Below are 22,895 nucleotides of genomic sequence, written 5' to 3'. Positions count from 1 at the left end.
TAACAGTTTATCACACTGTGCACGATGGAAAAAGAGTTGAGACACATTCAATTTTGCCCACGTTTTACAGCACTAAGTGCAAGATATTCCCTTAAGAAGTCTCGTATACTCAGAAAAAAAAGGTGAGTAGCGCTAATGCACTACTCACCTCTTGGATCTACGTATAATGCCGGACGAATCCGAAGCTTAGAGAATCTTAACGGGAGATGATGTGGATCGGGTGACCCATAACCAATTCCGCTGCTTCCATCACGATTTCGCCCAAAGTTGGGTGAGCGTGGATCGTAAGCGCCAGATCTTCCAATGTTGCACCCATCTCGATTGCAAGACCAAGCTCAGCAATCAGATTAGAAGCTTCCAGACCAACGATTTGGCAACCCAATACAAGGCCGCTCTCTTCGTCAGCTACGATTTTCACGAAGCCTTCAGCATGGTTCAAAGATACTGCACGGCCGTTACCCGCATAAGGGAATTTACCTGCTTTAACTTTGTAACCTTTTTCTTTAGCTTCTTTTTCAGTGTAACCTACGCTGGAGCACTCTGGATCTGTGAAGACAACAGCTGGCATACATTTGTAGTCAACTACAGATGGTTGTCCTGCGATTGCTTCTGCAGCCACTTTACCTTCATAAGAAGCTTTGTGTGCCAGAGCAAGACCAGATACGATATCACCAATTGCGAAGATGTGCGGGATGCTAGTACGACCTTGGTGGTCAACTTTAACGAATCCACGCTCGTCAACGTCAACACCGATCATATCAAGACCAAGCTCACCATCTGTGTTTGGACGACGTCCAACAGTAACAAGCAGGTAATCTGCAGTTACTTCTTTGGACTCACCATTTACAGAATATTTAACAGTTACATCTTTATCCGTTTGCTCAGCACTTTCAGCTTTTGCACCCGTTACGATTTCGATGCCTGTTTTCTTCATGTTTTTAGCTACAAGGCTAGTCATGTCTTTATCGAATCCTGGCAATACAGTATCCAAACCTTCGATGATTGTTACTTTAGCACCGAATTTGGAGTACATTTGACCAAGCTCAGCACCGATATAACCGCCACCGATTACGATCATGCTTTTTGGTACTTCAGGCAAGTTCAATGCTTCTGTTGAGGACAAAATGCGTCCGCCAAACGGGAAAGGTTTCAGTTCGATTGGACGGGAACCTGTAGCAATGATTGCATTTTTGAATTTGTAACGTGGTGACTCGTGATCGTTAAATACACGAGCTTCGTTTTCGTTGATGAACATGCACTCACCGTTGAAAACTTCAACTTTGTTGCCTTTGAGCAGACCAGCTACGCCGCCAGTCATTTTCTTAACAACGCCGTTTTTGAATTCTTGAGTTTTGCTGAAGTCCACTTTAACGTTCTCAGCAGAGATACCAAATGCTTCACCGTGAAGTGCAGACTCATATTGGTGTGCAGCAGAGATCAGAGCTTTGGATGGAATACATCCGCGGTTCAAACATACGCCGCCCAGCTCGGATTTATCTACGATCAATACGCTTTGGCCCAGTTGTGCAGCACGGATGGCAGCTACATAGCCGCCAGGTCCTGCACCAATTACTAATGTGTCGATATTAAGAGAAGCGTCGCCTACTACCATATCTTACACCTCCATAACAAGCAACTCAGGGTTAGCGAGCAGCTGTTTAATGTAATTCATAAAGTTTTGTGCAGTTGCGCCATCAATGATACGGTGGTCGAAGCTCAAGGAAAGAGCCATTACTGGTGCTGCAACAACTTCGCCGTTTTTGATAACCGCTTTTTCGCTGATGCGTCCAGTTCCGAGGATAGCAACTTCAGGGAAGTTGATGATCGGAGTGAAGAACATACCGCCAGCAGAACCAATGTTACTGATGGAGATTGTGCTTCCTCTCATTTCGTTCGCGCTCAGTTTACCATCACGGCCACGAGCTGCCAGATCACGGATAGAATCAGCGATCATCCAGATGGATTTACGATCAGCATCTTTGATAACAGGAACGATCAAGCCGTTGTCTGTATCTGTAGCGATACCGATGTTGTAGTATTTTTTGTAAACAATTTCGTTAGCTTCTTCATCGATCATTGCGTTCAGAGCAGGGAATTGGCGGGAAGCAGCAACCAATGCTTTAACGATGAATGGCAAGTAAGTAACTTTTGTTCCTTTTTTCTCAGCGATTGGTTTCATGCGAGTACGGAAAGCAACCAACTCAGTTACGTCAACTTCGTCCATGATTGTAACGTGAGGTGCTGTGTAAGCTGATTTAACCATTGCGTTAGAGATCGCTTTACGGATACCTTTGAATGGTACGCGCTCTTCTTCAAGGCGTTGATCAGCTGCTGCAGCTGCTGGTGCTGCGGATTTTTTCTCTTCTTGAGCTGGAGCTTCGGAAGATGCCGCTGCGGAAGAACCGCCACCATTTTTGAAGGATTCAACATCTTCTTTGGTTACTTTACCGTTGTTGCCAGTACCGTTAACCTGAGCGATGTCTACACCTTGTTCGCGAGCGAATTTACGCACGCTTGGAGTTGCCAGAACGTCTTTAGCAGGAACTGCTGGAACGCTGTTATTGCCGCCTTCTTGAGCTGCATTCGAGCTGGAAGCTGCTGCAGAAGAACCGCTAGTGTCAGCTCCGCCTTGGGCTGCGTCTTTCTCTTGCTCGCCTTGATCGCCAGCAGGAGCGTCGTCTTGCTCAGGAAGTTCGCCTTCTGCGTCGATGATCGCTACAACTTCACCAACGTGGCAGATTTGACCGTCTTTTGCGAAAACTTCAGTAACTGTTCCGTTAACCGGACAAGGTACTTCAACTACCGCTTTATCGTTCTGTACTTCCATGATGATATCGTCGTCAGTTACCTTGTCCCCGACTTTGATGTGCATCTTGATGATTTCGCCTTCGTGAAGGCCTTCGCCTAGTTCAGGGAATTTATATTCAAATTTAGCCAACTGAAAAACCTCCTTGATTATGTGCTCAATCCTGAAAACAACCCTTAACTCCAAGAAACAACTGTTACTGCTAATGCAAATAACTGTTACTCAAGGGGCTAATGGCTGTTTACAGTGCAGCCTGCGCTGCGGTGTGAATCACCATACTGCGCCTTGCGGCATGTCAGATGATTAAATTAGAAATTTACGACTTTGTTAACCGCAGCAACAATACGTGCTGGGTTAGGCAGCCATGTATCTTCGATTTGTGCAAAAGGATATACAGTATCCGGACCTGCTACACGCAGTACCGGTGCTTCCAAGTGCAGGATTGCTTTTTCATTGATTTGTGCAATGACTTCAGCTGCAACACCTGCGCTCTTTTGAGCTTCTTGTACAACAATTGCACGATTTGTTTTCTTAACGGAAGCAATAACTGTATCGATATCGATCGGGCTGATCGTACGAAGGTCGATTACTTCTGCTTTGATTCCTTGTTTTTCAAGCTCTTCTGCAGCTTTTACAGAAGTATGAACCATCATACCGTAAGTGATGATCGTAACGTCGGAACCTTCACGAACAACGTTCGCTTTACCCAATTCAACAACATAGTCTTCTTCAGGCACTTCTGCACGGAAAGCATGGTACAGGTTCAAGTGCTCCATGAAGAATACAGGATCGTTGTCGCGGATGGAAGCGATCATCAGACCTTTTGCATCGTAAGGGTTAGATGGAACTACTACTTTAATACCCGGAGTTTGCGTGAGCAAACCTTCCAGAGAATCTGTATGCAATTCTGCCGCTTTTACACCGCCACCGAATGGTGTACGGAATACGATTGGAGAGTTGTATTTTCCACCGGAGCGGAAACGCATACGAGCAGCTTGAACTACCATTTGGTCAAGTGCTTCGAAGATGAAACCAACGAATTGGATTTCAGCTACCGGACGAAAGCCTTGAATACCCAAACCTACAGCCAAACCACCAATAGCGGACTCAGCCAGCGGAGTATCAAATACACGCTCTTCGCCAAACTCTTTTTGCAGACCTTCCGTTACACGGAAAACGCCGCCTACATTACCTACGTCTTCACCGAAAAGCAGAACGTTAGGATCACGTTTCAACTCAACGCGAAGCGCATCACGGATTGCTTCTTTCATGTTCAATTGTGCCATTTGCTTCATTTCCTCCTTAAACATTGACAGTTCACATTTGAATTCATACATGTATACCGAGACACCACAACTGGCGCCGGATGTTTATGCTTTATCGGAAAAAACTTATTGGAAATCAGCTTTTTGCTCTTCCAAGTGCTTAGGCGTTTGTTCGAACATGCTGTCGATCAAGCCTGAAATCGTCATTTTCTCGGTTTTTTCCGCTTTTTTGATCTCTTCATTTACTTTAGCTTTTGCTTCTTCTTTCACACGAGCTGTATCTTCTTCAGTCCAAAGACCTTTTTTCTCCAGATACTTAGCAAAACGTGCGATTGGATCTTTAACGCTCCACTCAGCTTCTTCTTCTTTTGTACGATACTTGGAAGCATCGTCAGAAAGGGAGTGAGGACGGAAACGATAAGTTACCGCTTCGATCAATGTAGCGCCTTCTCCGTTACGTCCACGTTCAGCAGCTTCCTGAACAGCTTTGATAACAGCGAAAATGTCCATACCGTCAACTTTAACACCTTTGATTCCTGCTGCTACCGCTTTATGAGCGATCGACAGAGCTGCTGTTTGTTTAGCAAAAGGAGTTGTGATGGCATAACCATTGTTTTGTACGAAGAAGATCACTGGCAATTTGTATACACCAGCGTAGTTCAGACCTTCATAGAAGTCACCTTCAGAAGAACCGCCATCACCTGTGTACGTAATAACAACTTGCTTTTGTTTCTTCAATTTGTAACCCATAGCGATACCCATTGCGTGCAGAATTTGTGCACCAATGATGATTTGTGGCATCAATACGTTAACGCCATCTGGAATTTGTCCACCATGTTGGTGTCCACGGGAGTACAAGAACGCTTGATAAAGAGGAAGTCCGTGCCACACGAGTTGCGGAATGTCGCGATAGCCTGGAGCAACAAAATCTTCTTTTTCAAGTGCATATTCACTACCAACCATTGTAGCTTCTTGACCAGATACTGGAGCATAGAAACCAAGACGACCTTGACGGCCCAGGTTTACTGCACGGTCATCCCAAGTACGGGTAAATACCATGCGGTACATAATTTCTTTTAATTGATCGTCGGAAAGCTTAGGCATCATGTCTTTGTTAACAATTTCGCCGTCAGGAGACAGCACGGACAGAGCTTCTACATCCTCCGTATATACTTCATAAGGAACCTTGCTCATTTTTTTCTTCACCTCAACAAAAAATTTGAATATCAAGTTCCGCTGTTATAATATTATTATACACCTGTTTCACTGCATACGTCAAAGATATCCGTAATTTTTTTATATTTTCTTTCGGATTGTATGTATAACAGGGATCTAATATTGGTATAACAGCATAGTACATGTTTGCGTTTTTTACCTAAACCCGCATAAGGTTAATCTTACCGTATTGCGCGGTCGAATGCAAAAATAAAACCGAGAAAGGTGACGTTTTATGACGGATTCTCGCTATTTGAAACGTACAATTGTGAAGGAAGAGATTGAAAGTCGTTATCTTGGAGAGAAGCGGACTCTACGAATTTACCTTCCCCCAGGCTACAATGAACTGCTTAGTTATCCTGTCGTATATTGTCAGGATGGCGAAGAATTTTTTAACTTTGGACGAATCGCTACAACAGCGAACCGCATTATCCTTGACGAGGGCGCTGAACCTTTCATTATCGTTGGCGTTCAGGTTGACGTATCTGTTAGGACACAGGAATACGCTCCCTTCGGAGATCGGTTTAAAGCTTATACCGCTTGCTTCGCTGAAGAGATTATTCCCTATGTAGAAGAGAAATATCCTGTGCGCCGCTCACCACAAGAACGTGTTCTAGCTGGTGACTCACTCGGTGGCAGTGTATCGTTGCATCTTGCCCTACTCTATCCCGATCTGTTCCATCGCGTTATTAGCTTGTCCGGAGCCTTCTATTCAGCTTCTCAAGAGATTTATGCCGCAGAAGAAAATCTGTCCTGGCTTTCCATATGGATGATTGTTGGTTTGCAAGAGACGGCGTTTGAAGCAGACACAGGAACTTATGACTTTGTTCAATTGAACCGAGATACTCGTGATCTATTGGAGAAACGTGGTGCCACCGTCTCCTACCGGGAGAAGGAAGGAAACCACCAATGGGGATTTTGGCAAAAGGAACTGCCAGAAGCACTGCTATATTTTCTGCAAGAAAATTAAATGTGTATCGAAATGAAACAGGCGGCTGAAATGCCGCTTTTGTTTTATTTATTAATGTTACCGCTTACATATGTTCTCTGTAAAAAAGCTGGATGTTGTTCTTAACCCAGCTCTACTATCATTCGTTACTTTACTTCGCACATTCGCCTGTTCAACAACTTAAGCCAACGCTTGTTCTGTAGTGATCCGCTCCAATAACACATCGCAGCCTGCATCAACCAATTGATACACTTCTTCAAAGTTACCAGTATGGTACGGATCAGGAACTTCACGAAGTGTTTCATGAGGAAGCAAATCCATGAACTTGATGATATCGGCATCTGCACCACCTGTAACGTTGCGTACGTTCGCTTCATTAGAGTTGTCCATGCAGACAATATAATCGAATTGCTCAAAGTCATTACTTGCGAACTGTCTTGCTGCCATATTCGCATATGAAATCTGAACGCTATCTAACAGTTTACGAGTCCCTTCATGAGGTGGTTTACCTACATGCCAGTTTCCCGTGCCTGCTGAATCAACCTTAATCTGCTGTGCTAATCCGCGCGCTTGAATTTTGTGGCGCAGCACAGCTTCAGCCATAGGTGATCGGCAAATATTGCCGAGACAAACGAATAAAACATGAATCATTACAATTAATCCCCCTTGCTTAACGTACGACTTAACACAGTCTGTGTTGTCTGTGGTTGGATGGTATCGGATGCAACAAGTGAACGGCGAGGCAGTTTCCATTTATAGTGTACAGAGCACATACGGAAAAACACAACCCCTGCGAAGCAGATTAGCAGCCCCATGTTGCTTGTAAACCAACCCATTCCAATCGTAAATCCAGCGGCCATCGCCCACACAGCGTATATCTCGTCACGTAACACGAGCGGCTTCCGTCCTGCGAGCAAGTCTCGAATAATCCCTCCACCAATACCGGTCATCACCGCAGCTACGATTACTGCACTCACGGGATGTCCCATTTTGGCAGCGTACAAGCCACCTTGAATCGCAAATGCCGCAAGTCCGATCGCATCAAACAGTGCTTCCGTGCGCTTCCAATGGCTAATCCATTGCAATGGAAGAATAAATGCAATCGCAACAGATACAAGCGCCAACATAATAAGTCCGCCCTGACTCCATAAGGTCGTTACTGGTACTCCGATCAACACATTACGGATAATTCCGCCGCCAAAGGCTGTAACAAGACCCAGTACCAATACCCCGAGGATATCATACTCCTCTTCCATCGCCACGAACGCACCGGACATCGCAAACGCAATCGTCCCTATAATACTGAATACTTCAAAAATGTGTAAGTCCAACCTGTTCAAACCTCACTTTTCAAGTCATCTCCATGTCGCTCTACCCATTGTAGCCGCGAGGACTAAAATTAAGCAACAACATTTTGTCCAATGTACGTGTATTTTGTTGAATTTTAATCTTTCAACCTATAATTCAATAAAAAACAAGCTCAATCTGTTCACATTACTGTAATGAAAACTTATAAATATCCGCATTTCTTTACAAAGCTTTTCAAATATATTGTCATCCGTGTCCGTTGTCTAGTACTCTCATATAACACATGCTTCTATAGACAGATGTCCAAATGAGATGTTGCCACCATCTATAGTAGAGTTTCGAAGTAACATGAAAAAATGATATACTTTCTTCATTAGAAGGAAGGATGAATAGAATGGCTATGAAACGTATTGTCATTTTTACCGGTGGGGAGCTATTTCCTGAGTTCCTAGAAGTAATTCATAAGGATGACATCATTATTGCAGCAGACCGCGGGGCATTATTCCTAATTGAACATGGGGTTACGCCACATGTAGCCGTTGGGGATTTTGACTCCATATCGGAAGAAGAACAACAATTAGTGCACAAAAAAAGCGGACGAATGATTACAGTAGATCCTGTACTTAAAGACTGGACAGATACAGAGATGGCTTTTGAAACAGCCCTGGACTTCGAGCCAACTCATATTCTAATGTTAGGTGCTACAGGGACTCGTATGGATCACACCTTGGCAAATGTACATATCATGGTTCGGGCAATGCAACATCATATCATCTGTTCTTTGCAAGACAAAAATAATTACATGATGTTAACGACATCTGAAGCTGTGGTCGAAGATCGTGGTTATGAGTATGTCTCTTTGTTACCTTTGACGCCTGAAGTAACGGGGATTTGCTTGGAAGGATTCCAGTACCCTCTTGATCAAGCTACCATTCGAATGGGAATGTCATTAGGGATAAGCAATAAATTATTGGGTAAGTCTGGAACTGTCTCTATTGATAGTGGATTATTGTTAATTATCCAGAGCAAAGATTAACGTTAGATCTTAAAAAAGTTACGTTCTTGTAATCTATGATTCAAATATAAATGAATTGAAATCAACGCAAAGACCCTTGATAGACAAGGGTCTTTTTCATTTTCTCCATCGTATTTATCCGTCAATGATTAATTTTTTGACATTTTTAATTGTTTTTTAATAATGAATCCCAATCCATTGCGACACAAGGGATTATACGTATCTATCCAATTTCTAGGCTGTTACAAACCTGTTATAGTAGCTCTAGCAACTTAACGAAAACGAATTTTGGAGGTACTCACATGAAAACAAACATCTTAGTCCAAAAAGCCGTAACCGTGGGGTTGTGCGCTACACTAGGTTTTGGAGCAGTACTTATGACTAACGCACCTGTTGCACAAGCAGCGAGCGCATCGGTATCAACTGGACAGCAAATTGTAAACTACGGTAAACAGTTCACTGGAACTCCATATAAATTTGGCGCTTCGACCACAACAACAAAGTATTTTGATTGCTCTTCTTTTATGAAGTATATTTTCAAGAAATATGGCGTTGACTTGCCACGTACTTCCGTGAAGCAATCCAAAGAAGGTACAGCTGTGTCTAAAGCAAATCTGCGTGTAGGCGACCTTGTTTTCTTCTCCAGCGGCAGCCGCTCTACTGGTTCTAACATTACTCATGTCGGCGTTTATGCAGGAAATGGGCAGATTCTCCACACTTACGGTTCCCCGGGTGTGACTCTGTCAGATCTGAACTCTGGCACTTGGGAAAGAACTTACATCAAAGCTCGTCGCGTACTTTAGAGCTTTGATTGAAAGTGTACGTTTGATTGCTAATGCTACGAACAACTTTGAAAGAACCGAATCCATGGATTCGGTTCTTTATGTTTGCTTCTTTTAGCTACTCGATTGATATCAAAAGGCATTAATGTTTATTGAATACATATGTCATAACTCATACTTGAACACGGTACTCAGATGTGAAGCATGTAACCTATTCCACGTACGGTATGAATCAATTTCTCGGATCTGCCTTTGTCCACTTTTACGCGAAGATGTTTAATATATACGTCCACTACATTCGTATCCATTGCAAATTCGTATCCCCATACTTCACTTAAAATCATGCTACGCGTACAAGCCTCATTAACATGACGAGCCAAATACTCCAACAATTCGTACTCTTTAGGTGTTAACATCAAATATTCCCCTGCACGGCTCACCCGCCGAGACCGCAAATTCACTTTTAGATCATGTACTACTATGACCTCTTCATCCATCTGGCCAACACTCACAAATAGCCTTAACAAATTACGAATGCGTGCCAGTAGGACATTCCAGTGAACAGGTTCTACAATTACATCATTCGCCCCAAGATCGAGCCAGCGCACAACTTCTTCATCCGAAGCCTGGTAAGTGAGTACCACTATAGGAATAGGCTTACTCTTTCGAGCTAGATACTCAATGCCTTCCAATAGTTCTTTCCCAGAATCCGCATCGCGCAAGAGAATGATCATACGGATTGAATCCAGTTGGGTATCTTGCTCTTGCTGCAATTGTTGCCAACCAAGCTCTGCAACGGTATATGAATTATTCAGGAGTACTTCTTTCATAGGTGCAGTCCGATCTGTGCTCCCCACCAGAAGGATGGATATTTGCATGTAGTATTCACCCGGCTTATCTCAAACTTCGCCATGTTATTTCTGCACACTCAAAAGTTAATCACAAATAAACACAAGATGCAGAACAGCATTTCGTTATTTGTTTATCATGCCGCATAACCAAGAAGTCCATTCCTATAGGAATGGACTGTGGCTGACAACCCTTGTATTGAGGCAGGATACCGCGTGCTGGGTGCTGCATACGGTACAAACTTAGTATTAATTGAAATGTTTAGTTCATATCGTTTAATGTTCTTTGGGTAAATTGACCACTTAGCCAAAGTAACGATGTACAAGTGTTCGTGCTTCTGCCGTATCTTTCGTTCCATGCACAAGAATACGCCCGTCCTGGAAAATAACCATGCGTTGTGCTCCCGTTGTGAACGAAACTAGGAAGGGATTGGCCTCAACTTGACCTTCATTAAGTCCACGTAAACGCTCAGCTGTACGCTCTAGATCAAGTTTCGTTGGGCGTGCAGTGCGAATCTGTACTGTATCTCTGCCGCATAATACGTCCGTCTTCTCCAAATTCGAAGCAGAGAGATATGGATATGTAGCTGTTTCGCCACAGGAAGCACATTGCTGCTTTTTGGCACCATCCACGTTAATCGAAATATATTCATTACGCCATAGATCAAAGGATAATAACTTTCGTCTTAATGCCTCTGGATGACCACTTAACCATTTCAGCGCTTCGGCTGTCTGATTCGCTGTTACCATCTGGACAGCCTGAGGAATAATTCCAGAAGTATCACAAGTATCGCCACCAAGCGGAACCTCTCCTAGCAGACAATTCAAACAAGGTGTCTCACCTGGTACAAATGTATACGTAATCCCATAACTGCCGACACATCCGCCATAGATCCACGGGATACGATATTTCTGGCACATATCATTGATCAATAATCTGGTATCAAAATTATCTGTTGCATCCATAATTAGATCAACATGTGGGATCAGAGTCTCTAGCTCATCTGCCCTTACATCCATCACGATTCCCTCAACTGTAACAGTTGAATTAATCGCTCTGAGATGTTTTTGTGCCGCAATCGCTTTGGGCATTCTCTCCAATGCATCCTGTTCAATATATAATTGCTGTCGTTGCAGGTTACTCCACTCTACATAGTCCCGATCTACAATCGTGACATGCCCTACACCAGAACGTACCAGTGTCTCCGCAATTCCAGTGCCGAGTGCACCTGCACCAACGATCAAAACTTTACCGTTACTTAGTTTGCGCTGTCCTTCCTTGCCAAGGGGAGCATAACGCTCTTGTCTGGAGTATCGATCTCCTTGGTCAGGTGAACACGTCTCATTCATCATGTATGAATCATTCCTTCCGCCGGACTACTCGCTGCTGCATAACGCTTTACCGGAATCATTCCTGCCTCATATGCCAGCCTTCCTGCCTCCACTCCGAGTCTCATGGCCTTGGCCATATCCACAGGGTAACCGGATCCAGACACGGCTGTATTCAACAACACAGCGTCTGCCCCCATTTCCATCGCACGAGCAGCATCACTGGGTGAACGAAGTCCAGCATCTACAACCACAGGTACAACTGCCTGTTCAATAATAACCTCAAGGTTGTATGGATTAATGATTCCCTTGCCTGATCCAATTGGTGAAGCCCCAGGCATAATAGCGTGTACACCAAGTAACTGGAGTCGTTTGGCTAAGATAACATCATCAGAAATATAAGGAAGAACCGTAAAGCCCTTATGTAGCAGCATCTCACAGGCTTTATACGTTTCAATCGGGTCTGGTAACAATGTAATTCCATCGCCGATTACTTCTACTTTTATCATATCACAAAGTCCGGAAGCACGGGCGAGTTCAGCAATTCGAACAGCCTCTTCCGCGGTAGAAGCGCCCGCTGTGTTAGGCAGCAAGGTATAGCGATCAAGATCTACCCTATCGAGAAAGTGCTTTTTGTTACGCTCCTCAAGATTAAGACGTCTCACGGCAAACGTAAGCACCTCTGTGCCTGAGGCTTCAATGGCCTGAGACTGTACCTCTAAATCGTCAAACTTACCTGTACCCAACAATAATCTAGACTGAAAGACATGCTCACCAATTTTCAACATCACTTAGCCCCCTCCTACAAAATGTACAATTTCGACCCGATCCCCATCTTTTAAATGGGTCGTCTCATGATGTTCGCGAGTAAGAATCTGGCGATTCAACTCAACAACGACAGTTTTCACATGAAGATCGAATGAGTGCAGCAGTTTATCTACACGGTTCAAGCGGTCTTCTATCTCCATCCGTTGACCATTGACGATAATATTCAATGCAGGATCCCCCTTTTATTGAAGCGTTCTGGACGACAACCTTGCACATTCAGCTCCTCTGAAGATTTACCTCCAATAAAATCTGCTAGTAGGCTACCCGTTACAGCACTTAACAGGATTCCATTGCGATGATGTCCAAAGGCTGCATATAAACCAGGCATGCTCTCACATGCGCCGAGGTATGGTAATCCATCGGGTGTTGAAGGCCTTACTCCGGCCCATGCCCGTACAAACTGAGCTTCTGCAATGCCAGGTACCCAGCTGGCAGCACGTTCAAGCAGTTTTTGTAACCCGGCAGCTGAAACATGTAGATCAGATTCCCCCTGTAAAACGGTCGCACCAATCCATACTTCTCCATTGGCCTTAGGTACGATATAAATGTCCTCTGCGTATACCGTTTTGTCTGGGGCAAGTTGTCCAGAATGATCTGAGAACTGCACTGCTGCAATTTCGCCTTTGACCGGCATAGTCGGCAATTGAAGCCCAGCCTGCTTCATTAACACTTCCCCTTGCAAACCATTAGCAACAATGACATTGCGACATGTCATCGTTCCAATTGAAGTTTCCACGCCTTGTACTCCGTTTGCATCCACTCGAAGATTAACATGATGCACGCCTTCAATAATCCGTGCTCCGAGTGCCTGAGCTGATTTTGCATAAGCTTGAGTCAAATTAACAGGTAGAACGTCACATTCCAGCGGTCGATAGTAGGCACCATAAATATTTTTGCTTAACCATGGAGCCTTTTGTTGTGCCTTGATAACATCCCACCAAATTTCAGACGTGATTGATCGTGGTGCTGTAGCAGTGGAATCGCTGTTTAAATCTTTTTCCAAACGCACAGGAGTAATAAAACCATTTTGTTGAAACCCAATATGCATCCCACTCAGGGAGCTCAGTTGTTCGCACTGCTCATGCAGAAGTTGTCTGCTCATGGTTGCCAAGTTCGCCATCATAGGTGAAGAAAAATGCTCACTATCTGCTGCAATCATTCCAGCCGCTGCACAAGATGCACCCTCTGCAATCCGCGCACGTTCAAGCAGAAGAACATCTTGTCCTCGTGCTGCAAGCTCATAAGCAATTGCACAACCAATCACGCCCCCACCAATCACAATTGTTTCTGCATGAAGCTTTCCGTGGATTCCAGCATTGGTTCTACTGCGAGACAATGTTTTACGTAAATCTCGGTTAATGCTTCGTCTCCGAACTCTCGCTCCATCGTTCACCATCTCATCTCCTTGCTCAAGATTAACCTTCCGATTCTACGATCGCCTGTCTTAGTACACGAATCGCATGCTTTGGATTCTCACTCGCCCAGATATGTGATATGACAGCAATGCCTCTTGCTCCAGCTCTGCGAAGGTCACGAACGTGCTCAACCCCAATGCCACCGATTGCAATTACTGGAATAGTTACATTAGTGCACACTTCAGCTAGCTGCTTCAGCCCTCTAGGCTGAATATCTGGTTTGCTATTGGAGTCATAGATATGACCGAAAAAAACATAGTCTACACCCCGTTGCTCAGCAGCCTTGGCTTCAGCTACAGAATGAACGGATACACCGATGCGAATCCGTTTTCGAATGTCACTAATAGATAACGCGCTTTTAGAGAAATCTTCCTGACCCCAATGCACACCTGCCAACCCTTCACCTTGACCCACTTCATGCACACCATTAATCACAATCCGATCAGACGGAACGCCTGATTGATGCAGTTGGTTTGTCCACTCCCTACGCTGTTTAGGTGGCTGTTGTTTTTCTCGAATATGAATATAGTCGACCCATGGCCATATATCCTTCGATACACTTACAAAGTTGTGCAAATTCCCTACGCCTTGAGAGATAACATGCAGCTCAAAAGAAGCTGTGACATTGGAGTCATGTTCTTCAGTAATTACCAAAAGATAACCTCCTCTCTTAAACAATGACATAACAAAAAGGCCACTCCCGTAGGGGAGTGGCTGCGAAATATATGCTTTGATTCGTTTAATAAGTGTTGAACAACACACAGAGGTTCTATTCATGCAATGAATACCCCATTGCAAAATCTCATAGAAACAACATGCTGTTCTCTTAGCTACAGGCATTCTCTCATTCATGCTGAGTGCTGTTCCTAATAAACGAAAACGCGCCACTTCCCTACGCTGGTATGATCCAGATCAGGTGCAAAGGGTCCGGAATCGCATTCTTCCATCTCAGCCGCATCGTGCGGCCCCCCTAGTGTTGATATGAAGTTGTAGCCTATATTACCATAGAGTCCTTTTTTTGTCACCGAGGATTTCAGATTCCCGTTTGACTACGTAGACTAATTTTGCTCAGACCAAGCTTCAACATCCCAGGTCTTCGTAACCCAATCCTCGTAGAAATCAGGTTCGTGAGATACGAGAAGCACTGTGCCCTTGAATTCTTGCAGGGCGCGCTTCAGTTCAGCTTTGGCTGTTACATCAAGGTGATTGGTCGGCTCATCAAACAAAATCCAGTTGCTTTCGCGCATTAACAATTTGCACAAGCGCACTTTCGCTTGTTCTCCACCACTGAGCATGTTAAGCGGACGAGTAATATGTTCGTTTTTTAATCCACAACGTGCCAGATGTCCCCTAACCTCATTCTGCGTCAGATGCGAAAATTCATTCCATACATCCTCGATTGGAGTGATATTCCCCGCTCGTACCTCCTGCTCAAAATAAGCGGTTTCCAGATAATCTCCCAAAAATGTTTTGCCACTGATTGGCGGAATTTTACCCAGAATCGTTTTGAGTAGTGTGGATTTACCCACACCGTTACAACCCACGATGGCGATCTTTTCGCCACGTTCAATGGTCATTGTCATTTTAGGTAATAAGGCATGAGAATATCCAATTTCAAAATCAACGCCCTCAAACACCGTTTTACTGCTGGCACGAGCATCTTTGAATTTGAAAGTAGGTTTGGCTGCCTCATCCGGACGATCAATCCGTTCAATTTTGCCCAATTGCTTCTCACGGCTCTTCGCACGACCTGATGTAGATGCACGTGCTTTATTCCGCTGGATGAAGTCTTCCTGCTTTTTGATATACTCCTGTTGCTTCTCATAAGCATCAATATGCTGAGCCTTCTGCATATCTGCCATCTCAAGAAACTTGTTGTAGTTCGCAGCATATCTTGTCAACTTGGCAAATTCCAAGTGATAGATCACGTTAACTACTTCATTCATGAACTCTGTATCATGGGAGATCAAGATAAAAGCATACGGGTAATCCTTCAAATACCGGGTCAGCCATTCGATATGCTCTACATCCAGGTAGTTCGTAGGTTCATCCAGCAGAAGCGCTGTCGGCTTCTCCAAGAGAAGCTTAGCCAGAAGTACCTTGGTACGCTGACCCCCACTAAGTGAAGCAACGTCACGATCAAGCCCGATAACGGACAGCCCCAGACCATTTGCCATCTCTTCTACCTTTACATCGATCAAATAAAAATCGCCCTGCTCCAACTGCTCTTGGATGTCGCCCATTTCCTCAAGCAACTGTTCCAATTGCTCAGGGTCAGCATCGGCCATCTGATCGGTAATTGCCATCATTTCTTTTTCCAACTCAAGCAGTGGCAAGAATGCATCCTTCAGCACATCCCGGATCGTTTTACCTGGCGTAAGCTTGGTATGCTGATCCAAATATCCATAACGAACTTTAGGTGTCCATTCTACTTTCCCACTATCTTTAAGCAATTTCCCAGTCAAAATATTCATTAGCGTGGATTTGCCTACACCATTTGCTCCAACAAGACCTACTCGCTCACCTGACAGTAAACGAAAAGATACATTTTTAAATAACGTGCGATCTCCAAAATTGTGACTCACGTTCTCAACTGACAATAAACTCATAAGATGAGGTTGCTCCTATCTATTTGACATTACTTAATCACTAATTTAGACATTGTACCAAAGACCTATTCTAGCACGTACCTGTCTTTTCTGAAAGTAATGTCTTCTTGCAAACTTTTTCACTTATGGAGCTTGTTCACTGACATAACAATTACGCTCAAAATAACCTTGCGCTGCAGCTTGTTTTCCGTCGCCAAAGACCTCTTCTGCTCTATAGCCATAGTTACATGTAGAAGGATAGTAATATTTGACTCCAGTTGATGGATCTACTCCTCCGACCACTGCCGTCTTCTTCACAAGTCTGCCTCCACCAATAGCATAATTATTAACTTTTTGATCCCCTACAGGTATACCTTGGATAAATGCCATAATACCTGTATCGTTAATCGAATTATACCAATCCTCCTGCGGGATTAACGGTAACGTAAACGTATAAGATATGCCATTTCTACGCGCGAATTCGTTATGACGATTAATAACATCAGCAAGATCTTCCTGAACACTGGTCACAATCCAACTTCGTCTCACTTGCTCAAATGTGTCGGTATCCTGTAACAATGGGATTTGCGTGTTAGATGCCAGTTCCTTCTGAAAACCTTCAATCCATTTCCCTTGGATAGCATCATAAGCGTATACATATCCATCCAATGTAAAGTTAATGCTGCTGCCGTTTGGATCTGCATATGTATATGGTTTCTTGGGACTCCAGACTTGCTTGTATGTAAGCTCGGTATTTCCTGTCATTTCCGCTTCCTTAGCCAAAATGTAGTATCCATCATAATCCAGTACAACAATTGCCGGTATGTAATCAAATAATGATCGAATAGCAGCCGGATCATCCTGAATTCCCATATTCAAGGCCATCGTTTGTGTAAATGTAAGCAAGGCTAATTCCTTATCCGCCTTCACAAATTTCGTAGAATCATAGCCTGCTTCATTATTTTGCTTTTCATTTTGATGCATTACTGCTCCTGCATCGAGCACAGCAGTCTGCAATGCAGACCTATACTTTTGGCTTAAAAGCTGTGCTTCCTCAGCATCCCGCGTATGAAGGGATACAATCCAGAATAGTGGCAAGAAGATAATTACAAATAAAATTGAAAAATCAGTAATCTTCATTTAAAACCATACCTCCATAGGTGGTGAGCACAGCAGGTGCAGTGGGTGTTCCATTCAACCATTCCCGGATCAACATACTGGATGTCCGATTGGTGCTTTGGACGGTTATCGTAATAAAATCGCCCATGACTAGCGTATATCTACGTCCGGGGTCGTCAGCAGTTAACCCACTTGCAGCAGGGAATAACCGATCTTTAATCTGTCGATTGTAATACCCATCCTCAACGGTTTCATACGTACCTGTGAACGTATTTTGATTCATTGGGTCGGTATAATGTGGTACATATTTTTTGTGTAAATGTTCAATCAGAATCTCATACGCATTACCTGTTCGCGCCAATTGTTCTTCCAATTCGCTGTACATAGCTGGTGAGATATACCCTTTGGTTCTAACCGCATCTACAAAATGTATAACGCTCTGATTCACGGTCATTCTCGCCAGATCATCCTGTCGGTCAGCCGTCTCAGCCGTTGGATAGATGTACAGCAGGATTACAGCTAACATAACTGCGAGTAGCTTGGATGCAGCATTAATCAATGAACGCTGACCTCCTTCCAGAATTGGATTTTCAACAGCACTCCCTGTTCATCTCTGACGAACTCTGGTCTATATGTGCTGCTGAGCTGAACGGGAATGGTCTTCTTTCTATTTATTAAGGGGTCTATCATATGTGCCTGTCCGTCCACTTCCACCATAATGGATGTCCCGGTCATTTGCCTTACGGTATGTAACACTTCAACACCGCTATATCTCTTTGGACTCGTTGTATGGAGCGTTGTGTTCATTCTTCCTTCCATCTCTACTGTAATTTGTGTCGTGTTGATAAGAGCATCAGTCATCGTTCTAATTAGTTGTTGCCCGTACAGGCAGGCTGTCACAAAAAGGACAGCTGCCGTACTGAACAACATAAGCTGTTGAGCGTTTCTGAACATCTATAACCCACTCCTGTTAGGATTGCTGGAAAATGAGTCCTCTGACCACATTCGATTTATCCTTCACGATAAGTGCTTTGAACTTCCCACTTGGATTCACATACTGATTCTCTTTTTCACTCATCGTTTGATTAATATTTCCTACCTTTTCATTCGTTTTGATCACTGAGCCATAACTCTCATTATTGAGGTCTTGGGAGATATTCAACTCATTACCATACCATTGTCCACCTTTGTTTTTACCTGTAATCACCTGAATGCCGAATTGGTCTTTGTCTGCGTATTTCCGCAATGCATTGGTAACCTGTGATCCACTAATTGTAGTACCGTCATATACTGTAAAGGCAGCCTGAGACAATTCTGTCTGGATATCGGCGAAATTGTTCTGTGCAGTCTTGGTAGCTTCCTGTGCTGAGATAAAGAGCAAAACTACGATAGTAATGAGCGCAATGGTCAAAAAGATCCCTGCTGCCACCTTTAAAGCGCTTGATGCATTATTCATGATAAATCCTCCAATTAATATAGAATTTGATTATAACGAAAGCCGTTTTAATGCTAATTCAGTTTTACTTTTTGAACACTTTATTGATCACAGCTTCTGAATCTGTTCATAATACATGTTCATTTGTAAGAAACTCATTCCAACAAGTGGGATGACAAGATATAGGAAAATTAGAGCATACATCGGAGTAAATCCGATCATTCGTCCCCAAGCTGCTTTGGCATCAATCATTTTGGTATATTCCTGCTTACGCTGTTCGAAATAGAAAGCCATCATACTATCCAAATCATCGAACGCTTCACGAATCGAAATTCTACCAAGAGCAAGTTGTAATTTATCAACCAGCCGCTGAAACTCAGGCAATCCGGCATCTGTCTTTAATTGCTCCAGTGCATCCTCTGGCCCATGTTCAAAATGCAGTAGACACTTTTGGAGCGGACGTTTGAAAATGACAGCAAATCGATTTAACCATTCCAGAATCTCCTCGACAGACATTCGATCCATCTCACGTAATATGGATATGACCGTCTGGAATTGATAAATCTCATGTCGCATATCCATACTGCGCATTTTACGCTGAAACAGCATTAACCAGATTGGTAGATAAAATCCTGCTATCCCGATGACAACAGCAATAATAACTTCCCACCAGTGCAAGAACTGCTTGTTATACGAATCCATCTTTTTCATAATTCTCGCAATGACCTCAGTCTGTGTATCATGATCTAGTTGAACAGGTGAGCTCTGTTGTAAGGTGCTAGCGATATCATCATAACTAGCCCAACGGTTCATTTTAATCTTCTGCATGACAGATCGATCCAGGGCTGCTTTTTCTTTGGCCTGCTCCAGCTCGGCTTCAGCCATCGCTCCAAACATCCGATCGTCTCGCACCGGGTCATACATAATGTGATTTCGTTCAACCTGATGCAACAATAACACGCACATTATACTTAGAATGAAACAGGTCACAAACAAAACTAACCTTCGAATGGCTAACCATTCATACTTTAACTCTGAGCTGCTCTCCCGCATAAGTCTTACCGTCTGGCTGTACTGAGTGCTTCCTGGTTTGGGGGCGAATAACATCGCCAATTTACGAATGAATATCTGGTTATACAACATGCGTGCAAACAAAGTTTGCTTTCTACCAGCTCGAAAGCGCGTTTCATCATACTGCTGTAACCTTTGTAATAACAAGTAAGCCAGGATGATGATGATGTATATTGATATTTTGGTGATAAACCCAAGCTTGCTGCGATAAAATTCATCCATCGTTGGAAAGCTGCCTCTCGCCCAACGTTCAATGGGAGCTGTGAACAACACAGGAGCAAGAGCAATGATGTTTAGACCTTTTAACAGATAATCTAACTTATCCCGGCGCAGTATTTCTAAATGAATTTCCTGGGTAAGATTGCTTAATCCCTTCAGATAGATGGAACCCTGTGCTCGATCCTTATCCCCAAACTCCATGACCATGTAGGATATCCCCGCAAAACCCTTAAGAAAACGATTCGGCGCAACTTCATAGTATCGTTCTAATGCTTCACTCGGATCAGGCGACGTCAGCGCTTCGTATATAAGCATCACTTGCTCAGCAGCTTCTCCGTTACCTAACTCGCCTGCTTCATAGAGTGCTTCCTCAATCATTCCATGCTGGTGATACCGATGACGAACATCTGCAAACAATTCAAGCATCTGTACCAATAGTCGTTTTTCGATTCGATTCAGATACATATCCAGGATTAGACTGTTTAATACAACACCGCAGAGCACAGACAAGATAATAAAAGCAACGCCTGGCTGCATGAGGAACAAAATTAGACTGACACTTCCGTACCCTCCGGCAATAATCAGAACAACCGTCATCGTCCTTCTTCTGAGAGCAGGTTCATCACCAACATGTCGGAATGAAATCCGCTTTTTTACTTGGACGATGTACGAGGATAGAAGTGGAACCTTCATCCCCCATCGATACAGTCGCAATAGGAATGATGTGAGCTTTAATGATCGATTACTAACAGGTGCCAACCCTGCGGCTACATTTTTATTGGATCCACCTCCTCTCTGTCGAAGTAAACTAAGGATAAGAAAAGTGACAATCATACCTGTGACACATATCCCTAATACGATGGTTAGTATGGATTTAATGGTCATAGTGGTCACCCCAATATTGTGCGATAAATCGGTCGAATTCCGCAGCATCCTGTAACGTCATCTGATCTCGCATATCCATAATGCTTCCGTCCGAAATGGGAGCTGTTACGACATAGCCGCCATTTTGATACTCCACGACATTTCGAAACGTAAATCCATTGCGTTCTTCAACGCTATCGCTCTGCTCTGCCCGAGGCAAACACTCCGTAATTCGTTCTATATATCGTCGTCCCTCGGCATCTTTTTTCATATGTACATCAAAATTAATGACACTTACTACCTGTTCCTCAGCAATATGCTCATGTTGAAACATCCCTGTTTTGAGCAGTGAATTTCGAAGTGAAAACACCAGATCGCGAAATGTCTTAGCATGATGCGTAAACAACGTGAACAAACTGGCTACCTGCGACATCTGAATCATCCATGCAGCAACCTCATCACTGGCAACCTCACCTAATATGTTGACTGTACCATCCGTTTTTTTCTGTAGATCGAGCCCTTGTTGACCTGAAATATGCTCAGTTTCACGGAAACTCAAAATGTTACGGCGGCTATAAATCCGTCTAAGCTGCAATTCAAACGCCATTTCCTGTACACGCAACGTATACGATGCATAGATATGTTTCACCATAGCCATCAACAAGGTTGTTTTACCCGAACCCTGTGCTCCGGTCACTGCAGTAATTCGGCTTCCTTTCATCAGATACTGCAGTATAGTTATAGGAAGCTCTGCATTCGTACCTGTGATCAGTTGTTCCAGCGAGGCATTAGGAATATCAAATTTCCTTACAAAGAATGCCCATGACTCTGCAAATGGCGGACGTACCACGACGACACGAGAACCATCCTTCATTTCGTTCACCTTGTAACCATTTGCCTCAGATAGCTGACCCGGATAATTATATTTATAAATATTTTGACATACCCTTTTCAGTTCACGGATGCTGCCAAAGGACAGAAAGGCTAGATGAATCGACTTCCCTTTATAGAAAATCCACACACTTTGCATACCGTTCAATGGAGCTTCCGTCTGAGGATCTTCAAGCCCGCCTTCCAACAAATCATTCCACGAACTAGGCTGGCGAAGTCGTACATCCTGCAGCGCATCAAGCATGCCACTAACTCCACCACTCACGCCGTCAATACGTTGATCTCGAATTTCATCTACAACCGAGAATCCTTTGTAGTGTTGGTAGATACGTTGCACAATGATATCTGTTTTCTCTCTGAATCCAAGCTCCCGATACTCGCATTCAAACACATATTGAATATCTTCCTCAGAGATATAAAATCCTCCCCCATCCTGGATGCCTTCTTCCATTCGCAGTTTACCCAGATCATACGTATCAATCAGACGGGATAACGCATCGATGCCGAATTGCTGCTGGTAGAGATAAAATACAATTTCGAATTGATCCTGACTTGTTAGAAGTTCAGGTTCTGCAAAAGGAATGACCTCATCCACATTCGACTTATTCAGCCCTATGCTTCGTGTTAACAGATCACTTATTAGATTTTTAACATAAGTTTTGTCACTGATACTACCGGAGACACACCCTTTCAGTGCCTTCCGCATTTCAGCTCGTTGATTGATCCTTCTCCGATACTCCTCTTCATGCAATCCAGCGTCAGCAAGCTGACCATGGCTTAGTTCATGAAGTGAGTTTTTCACCTTTTCGGTTAAACTTTCGATCGTGAAGCTGCCCGCTTCAGTCACGTCTGTACGTTGTTCTCGATGATACGCCCGGTATCTGAACCCTACATAACCAAGACCCGCAACGATAATTAAACCTATACCGATTATGTTCCAGAACATTT

General features: G+C 43.7%; 22 protein-coding genes and 1 riboswitch. Of the genes, 3 read left to right on the top strand and 19 right to left on the bottom strand.

Annotated features, from left to right (window positions below; genetic code table 11):
* Nucleotides 1-196 precede the first annotated feature (196 nt).
* The 4 genes from lpdA to pdhA all read right to left on the bottom strand — a co-directional run bounded on the left by lpdA (nt 197) and on the right by pdhA (nt 5,265).
* Nucleotides 197-1,612, bottom strand: a complete 1,416-nt coding sequence (gene lpdA / locus M3636_RS05795; RefSeq protein ID WP_036613658.1) for a dihydrolipoyl dehydrogenase — start codon at nt 1,610-1,612, stop codon at nt 197-199.
* 3 nt (nt 1,613-1,615) lie between these two features.
* Nucleotides 1,616-2,938, bottom strand: coding sequence for a dihydrolipoamide acetyltransferase family protein (locus M3636_RS05790; protein WP_128101756.1), 1,323 nt, complete (start codon nt 2,936-2,938; stop codon nt 1,616-1,618).
* A 176-nt stretch (nt 2,939-3,114) separates the two neighbouring features.
* The gene (locus tag M3636_RS05785; RefSeq protein ID WP_251381527.1) at nt 3,115-4,092 is read right to left on the bottom strand and encodes an alpha-ketoacid dehydrogenase subunit beta; all 978 of its coding nucleotides are present in this window, start codon (nt 4,090-4,092) and stop codon (nt 3,115-3,117) included.
* Between the two features lie 105 nt (nt 4,093-4,197).
* Nucleotides 4,198-5,265: a pyruvate dehydrogenase (acetyl-transferring) E1 component subunit alpha gene (pdhA, locus tag M3636_RS05780; protein ID WP_128101754.1), complete on the bottom strand. Its 1,068-nt coding sequence runs from the start codon at nt 5,263-5,265 to the stop codon at nt 4,198-4,200.
* Between the two features lie 256 nt (nt 5,266-5,521).
* Between pdhA and M3636_RS05775 the strand changes: the two genes are divergently transcribed.
* Nucleotides 5,522-6,256: an alpha/beta hydrolase gene (locus tag M3636_RS05775; protein ID WP_251381526.1), complete on the top strand. Its 735-nt coding sequence runs from the start codon at nt 5,522-5,524 to the stop codon at nt 6,254-6,256.
* A 159-nt stretch (nt 6,257-6,415) separates the two neighbouring features.
* On the opposite strand, the gene M3636_RS05770 is transcribed toward M3636_RS05775, so the two are convergent.
* Nucleotides 6,416-6,886 carry a low molecular weight protein-tyrosine-phosphatase gene (locus tag M3636_RS05770; RefSeq protein ID WP_251381525.1) on the bottom strand — a complete coding sequence of 157 codons (471 nt, stop codon included), beginning with the start codon at nt 6,884-6,886 and terminating at the stop codon, nt 6,416-6,418.
* Nucleotides 6,887-6,891: 5 nt separating this feature from the next.
* Nucleotides 6,892-7,566 (bottom strand): trimeric intracellular cation channel family protein, encoded by a 675-nt coding sequence (locus M3636_RS05765; protein WP_251381524.1) that lies wholly within the window; start codon nt 7,564-7,566, stop codon nt 6,892-6,894.
* 371 nt (nt 7,567-7,937) lie between these two features.
* On the opposite strand from M3636_RS05765, the gene M3636_RS05760 reads away from it, so the two are divergent.
* Together M3636_RS05760 and M3636_RS05755 are read left to right on the top strand one after the other, a co-directional pair.
* Nucleotides 7,938-8,579, top strand: coding sequence for a thiamine diphosphokinase (locus tag M3636_RS05760; protein ID WP_251381523.1), 642 nt, complete (start codon nt 7,938-7,940; stop codon nt 8,577-8,579).
* Between the two features lie 281 nt (nt 8,580-8,860).
* The gene (locus tag M3636_RS05755) at nt 8,861-9,361 is read left to right on the top strand and encodes a C40 family peptidase (RefSeq protein ID WP_128101752.1); all 501 of its coding nucleotides are present in this window, start codon (nt 8,861-8,863) and stop codon (nt 9,359-9,361) included.
* Between the two features lie 170 nt (nt 9,362-9,531).
* Here the strand turns inward: M3636_RS05755 and M3636_RS05750 are convergent, their stop codons facing one another.
* The 13 genes from M3636_RS05750 to M3636_RS05690 form a co-directional block, all read right to left on the bottom strand.
* The gene (locus M3636_RS05750; protein WP_251381522.1) at nt 9,532-10,218 is read right to left on the bottom strand and encodes a winged helix-turn-helix domain-containing protein; all 687 of its coding nucleotides are present in this window, start codon (nt 10,216-10,218) and stop codon (nt 9,532-9,534) included.
* A gap of 273 nt (nt 10,219-10,491) precedes the next feature.
* Nucleotides 10,492-11,541 carry a ThiF family adenylyltransferase gene (locus tag M3636_RS05745; RefSeq protein ID WP_128101750.1) on the bottom strand — a complete coding sequence of 350 codons (1,050 nt, stop codon included), beginning with the start codon at nt 11,539-11,541 and terminating at the stop codon, nt 10,492-10,494.
* Entirely contained in the window at nt 11,538-12,305 is a 768-nt protein-coding gene (locus M3636_RS05740; RefSeq protein WP_251381521.1) for a thiazole synthase, read from the bottom strand. Before M3636_RS05740 ends, M3636_RS05745 begins: the two co-directional genes overlap by 4 nt.
* A gap of 3 nt (nt 12,306-12,308) precedes the next feature.
* Nucleotides 12,309-12,512, bottom strand: coding sequence for a sulfur carrier protein ThiS (thiS, locus tag M3636_RS05735; protein WP_056690049.1), 204 nt, complete (start codon nt 12,510-12,512; stop codon nt 12,309-12,311).
* Nucleotides 12,509-13,741 (bottom strand): glycine oxidase ThiO, encoded by a 1,233-nt coding sequence (thiO, locus tag M3636_RS05730; RefSeq protein ID WP_251381520.1) that lies wholly within the window; start codon nt 13,739-13,741, stop codon nt 12,509-12,511. Before thiO ends, thiS begins: the two co-directional genes overlap by 4 nt.
* 19 nt (nt 13,742-13,760) lie before the next feature.
* Nucleotides 13,761-14,414, bottom strand: coding sequence for a thiamine phosphate synthase (locus M3636_RS05725; protein WP_251381519.1), 654 nt, complete (start codon nt 14,412-14,414; stop codon nt 13,761-13,763).
* Nucleotides 14,415-14,632: 218 nt separating this feature from the next.
* A riboswitch (TPP riboswitch) is annotated at nt 14,633-14,742 on the bottom strand.
* Nucleotides 14,743-14,818: 76 nt separating this feature from the next.
* Nucleotides 14,819-16,369, bottom strand: coding sequence for a ribosomal protection-like ABC-F family protein (gene abc-f, locus M3636_RS05720; RefSeq protein ID WP_145410300.1), 1,551 nt, complete (start codon nt 16,367-16,369; stop codon nt 14,819-14,821).
* Nucleotides 16,370-16,492: 123 nt separating this feature from the next.
* On the bottom strand, nt 16,493-17,488 hold the full coding sequence (locus tag M3636_RS05715) for a hypothetical protein (protein WP_251381518.1): 996 nt from the start codon (nt 17,486-17,488) through the stop codon (nt 16,493-16,495).
* Nucleotides 17,475-18,026: a hypothetical protein gene (locus tag M3636_RS05710; protein WP_128101745.1), complete on the bottom strand. Its 552-nt coding sequence runs from the start codon at nt 18,024-18,026 to the stop codon at nt 17,475-17,477. Before M3636_RS05710 ends, M3636_RS05715 begins: the two co-directional genes overlap by 14 nt.
* Entirely contained in the window at nt 18,023-18,421 is a 399-nt protein-coding gene (locus M3636_RS05705) for a hypothetical protein (protein ID WP_128101744.1), read from the bottom strand. Before M3636_RS05705 ends, M3636_RS05710 begins: the two co-directional genes overlap by 4 nt.
* Before the next feature lie 16 nt (nt 18,422-18,437).
* Nucleotides 18,438-18,923, bottom strand: coding sequence for a hypothetical protein (locus M3636_RS05700; RefSeq protein ID WP_056690030.1), 486 nt, complete (start codon nt 18,921-18,923; stop codon nt 18,438-18,440).
* Between the two features lie 87 nt (nt 18,924-19,010).
* Entirely contained in the window at nt 19,011-21,077 is a 2,067-nt protein-coding gene (locus M3636_RS05695) for a hypothetical protein (protein WP_483311501.1), read from the bottom strand.
* Entirely contained in the window at nt 21,067-22,893 is a 1,827-nt protein-coding gene (locus M3636_RS05690; RefSeq protein ID WP_145410306.1) for an ATPase, T2SS/T4P/T4SS family, read from the bottom strand. The genes M3636_RS05695 and M3636_RS05690 overlap by 11 nt, the downstream gene beginning before the upstream one ends.
* Between the last annotated feature and the right edge of the window lie 2 nt (nt 22,894-22,895).

The organism is Paenibacillus sp. MER 99-2 (genome assembly GCF_023714095.1).
GTDB lineage: Bacteria > Bacillota > Bacilli > Paenibacillales > Paenibacillaceae > Paenibacillus.
Note: the sequence above shows the minus strand (reverse complement) of the source record. Positions and strands in the feature narration are given on the sequence as shown.

What these genes read in the sequence shown, in the direction of transcription:
- M3636_RS05785 (WP_251381527.1), bottom strand. Translation starts at nt 4,092, where the DNA reads ATGGCACAATTGAACATGAAAGAAGCAATCCGTGATGCGCTTCGCGTT.
- M3636_RS05750 (WP_251381522.1), bottom strand. Translation starts at nt 10,218, where the DNA reads ATGCAAATATCCATCCTTCTGGTGGGGAGCACAGATCGGACTGCACCT.
- M3636_RS05770 (WP_251381525.1), bottom strand. Translation starts at nt 6,886, where the DNA reads ATGATTCATGTTTTATTCGTTTGTCTCGGCAATATTTGCCGATCACCT.
- pdhA (WP_128101754.1), bottom strand. Translation starts at nt 5,265, where the DNA reads ATGAGCAAGGTTCCTTATGAAGTATATACGGAGGATGTAGAAGCTCTG.
- M3636_RS05760 (WP_251381523.1), top strand. Translation starts at nt 7,938, where the DNA reads ATGGCTATGAAACGTATTGTCATTTTTACCGGTGGGGAGCTATTTCCT.
- M3636_RS05700 (WP_056690030.1), bottom strand. Translation starts at nt 18,923, where the DNA reads ATGAATAATGCATCAAGCGCTTTAAAGGTGGCAGCAGGGATCTTTTTG.
- M3636_RS05690 (WP_145410306.1), bottom strand. Translation starts at nt 22,893, where the DNA reads ATGTTCTGGAACATAATCGGTATAGGTTTAATTATCGTTGCGGGTCTT.
- M3636_RS05705 (WP_128101744.1), bottom strand. Translation starts at nt 18,421, where the DNA reads ATGTTCAGAAACGCTCAACAGCTTATGTTGTTCAGTACGGCAGCTGTC.
- M3636_RS05715 (WP_251381518.1), bottom strand. Translation starts at nt 17,488, where the DNA reads ATGAAGATTACTGATTTTTCAATTTTATTTGTAATTATCTTCTTGCCA.
- M3636_RS05745 (WP_128101750.1), bottom strand. Translation starts at nt 11,541, where the DNA reads ATGATGAATGAGACGTGTTCACCTGACCAAGGAGATCGATACTCCAGA.
- thiO (WP_251381520.1), bottom strand. Translation starts at nt 13,741, where the DNA reads ATGGTGAACGATGGAGCGAGAGTTCGGAGACGAAGCATTAACCGAGAT.
- lpdA (WP_036613658.1), bottom strand. Translation starts at nt 1,612, where the DNA reads ATGGTAGTAGGCGACGCTTCTCTTAATATCGACACATTAGTAATTGGT.
- M3636_RS05740 (WP_251381521.1), bottom strand. Translation starts at nt 12,305, where the DNA reads ATGTTGAAAATTGGTGAGCATGTCTTTCAGTCTAGATTATTGTTGGGT.
- M3636_RS05775 (WP_251381526.1), top strand. Translation starts at nt 5,522, where the DNA reads ATGACGGATTCTCGCTATTTGAAACGTACAATTGTGAAGGAAGAGATT.
- M3636_RS05755 (WP_128101752.1), top strand. Translation starts at nt 8,861, where the DNA reads ATGAAAACAAACATCTTAGTCCAAAAAGCCGTAACCGTGGGGTTGTGC.
- M3636_RS05695 (WP_483311501.1), bottom strand. Translation starts at nt 21,077, where the DNA reads ATGACCATTAAATCCATACTAACCATCGTATTAGGGATATGTGTCACA.
- abc-f (WP_145410300.1), bottom strand. Translation starts at nt 16,369, where the DNA reads ATGAGTTTATTGTCAGTTGAGAACGTGAGTCACAATTTTGGAGATCGC.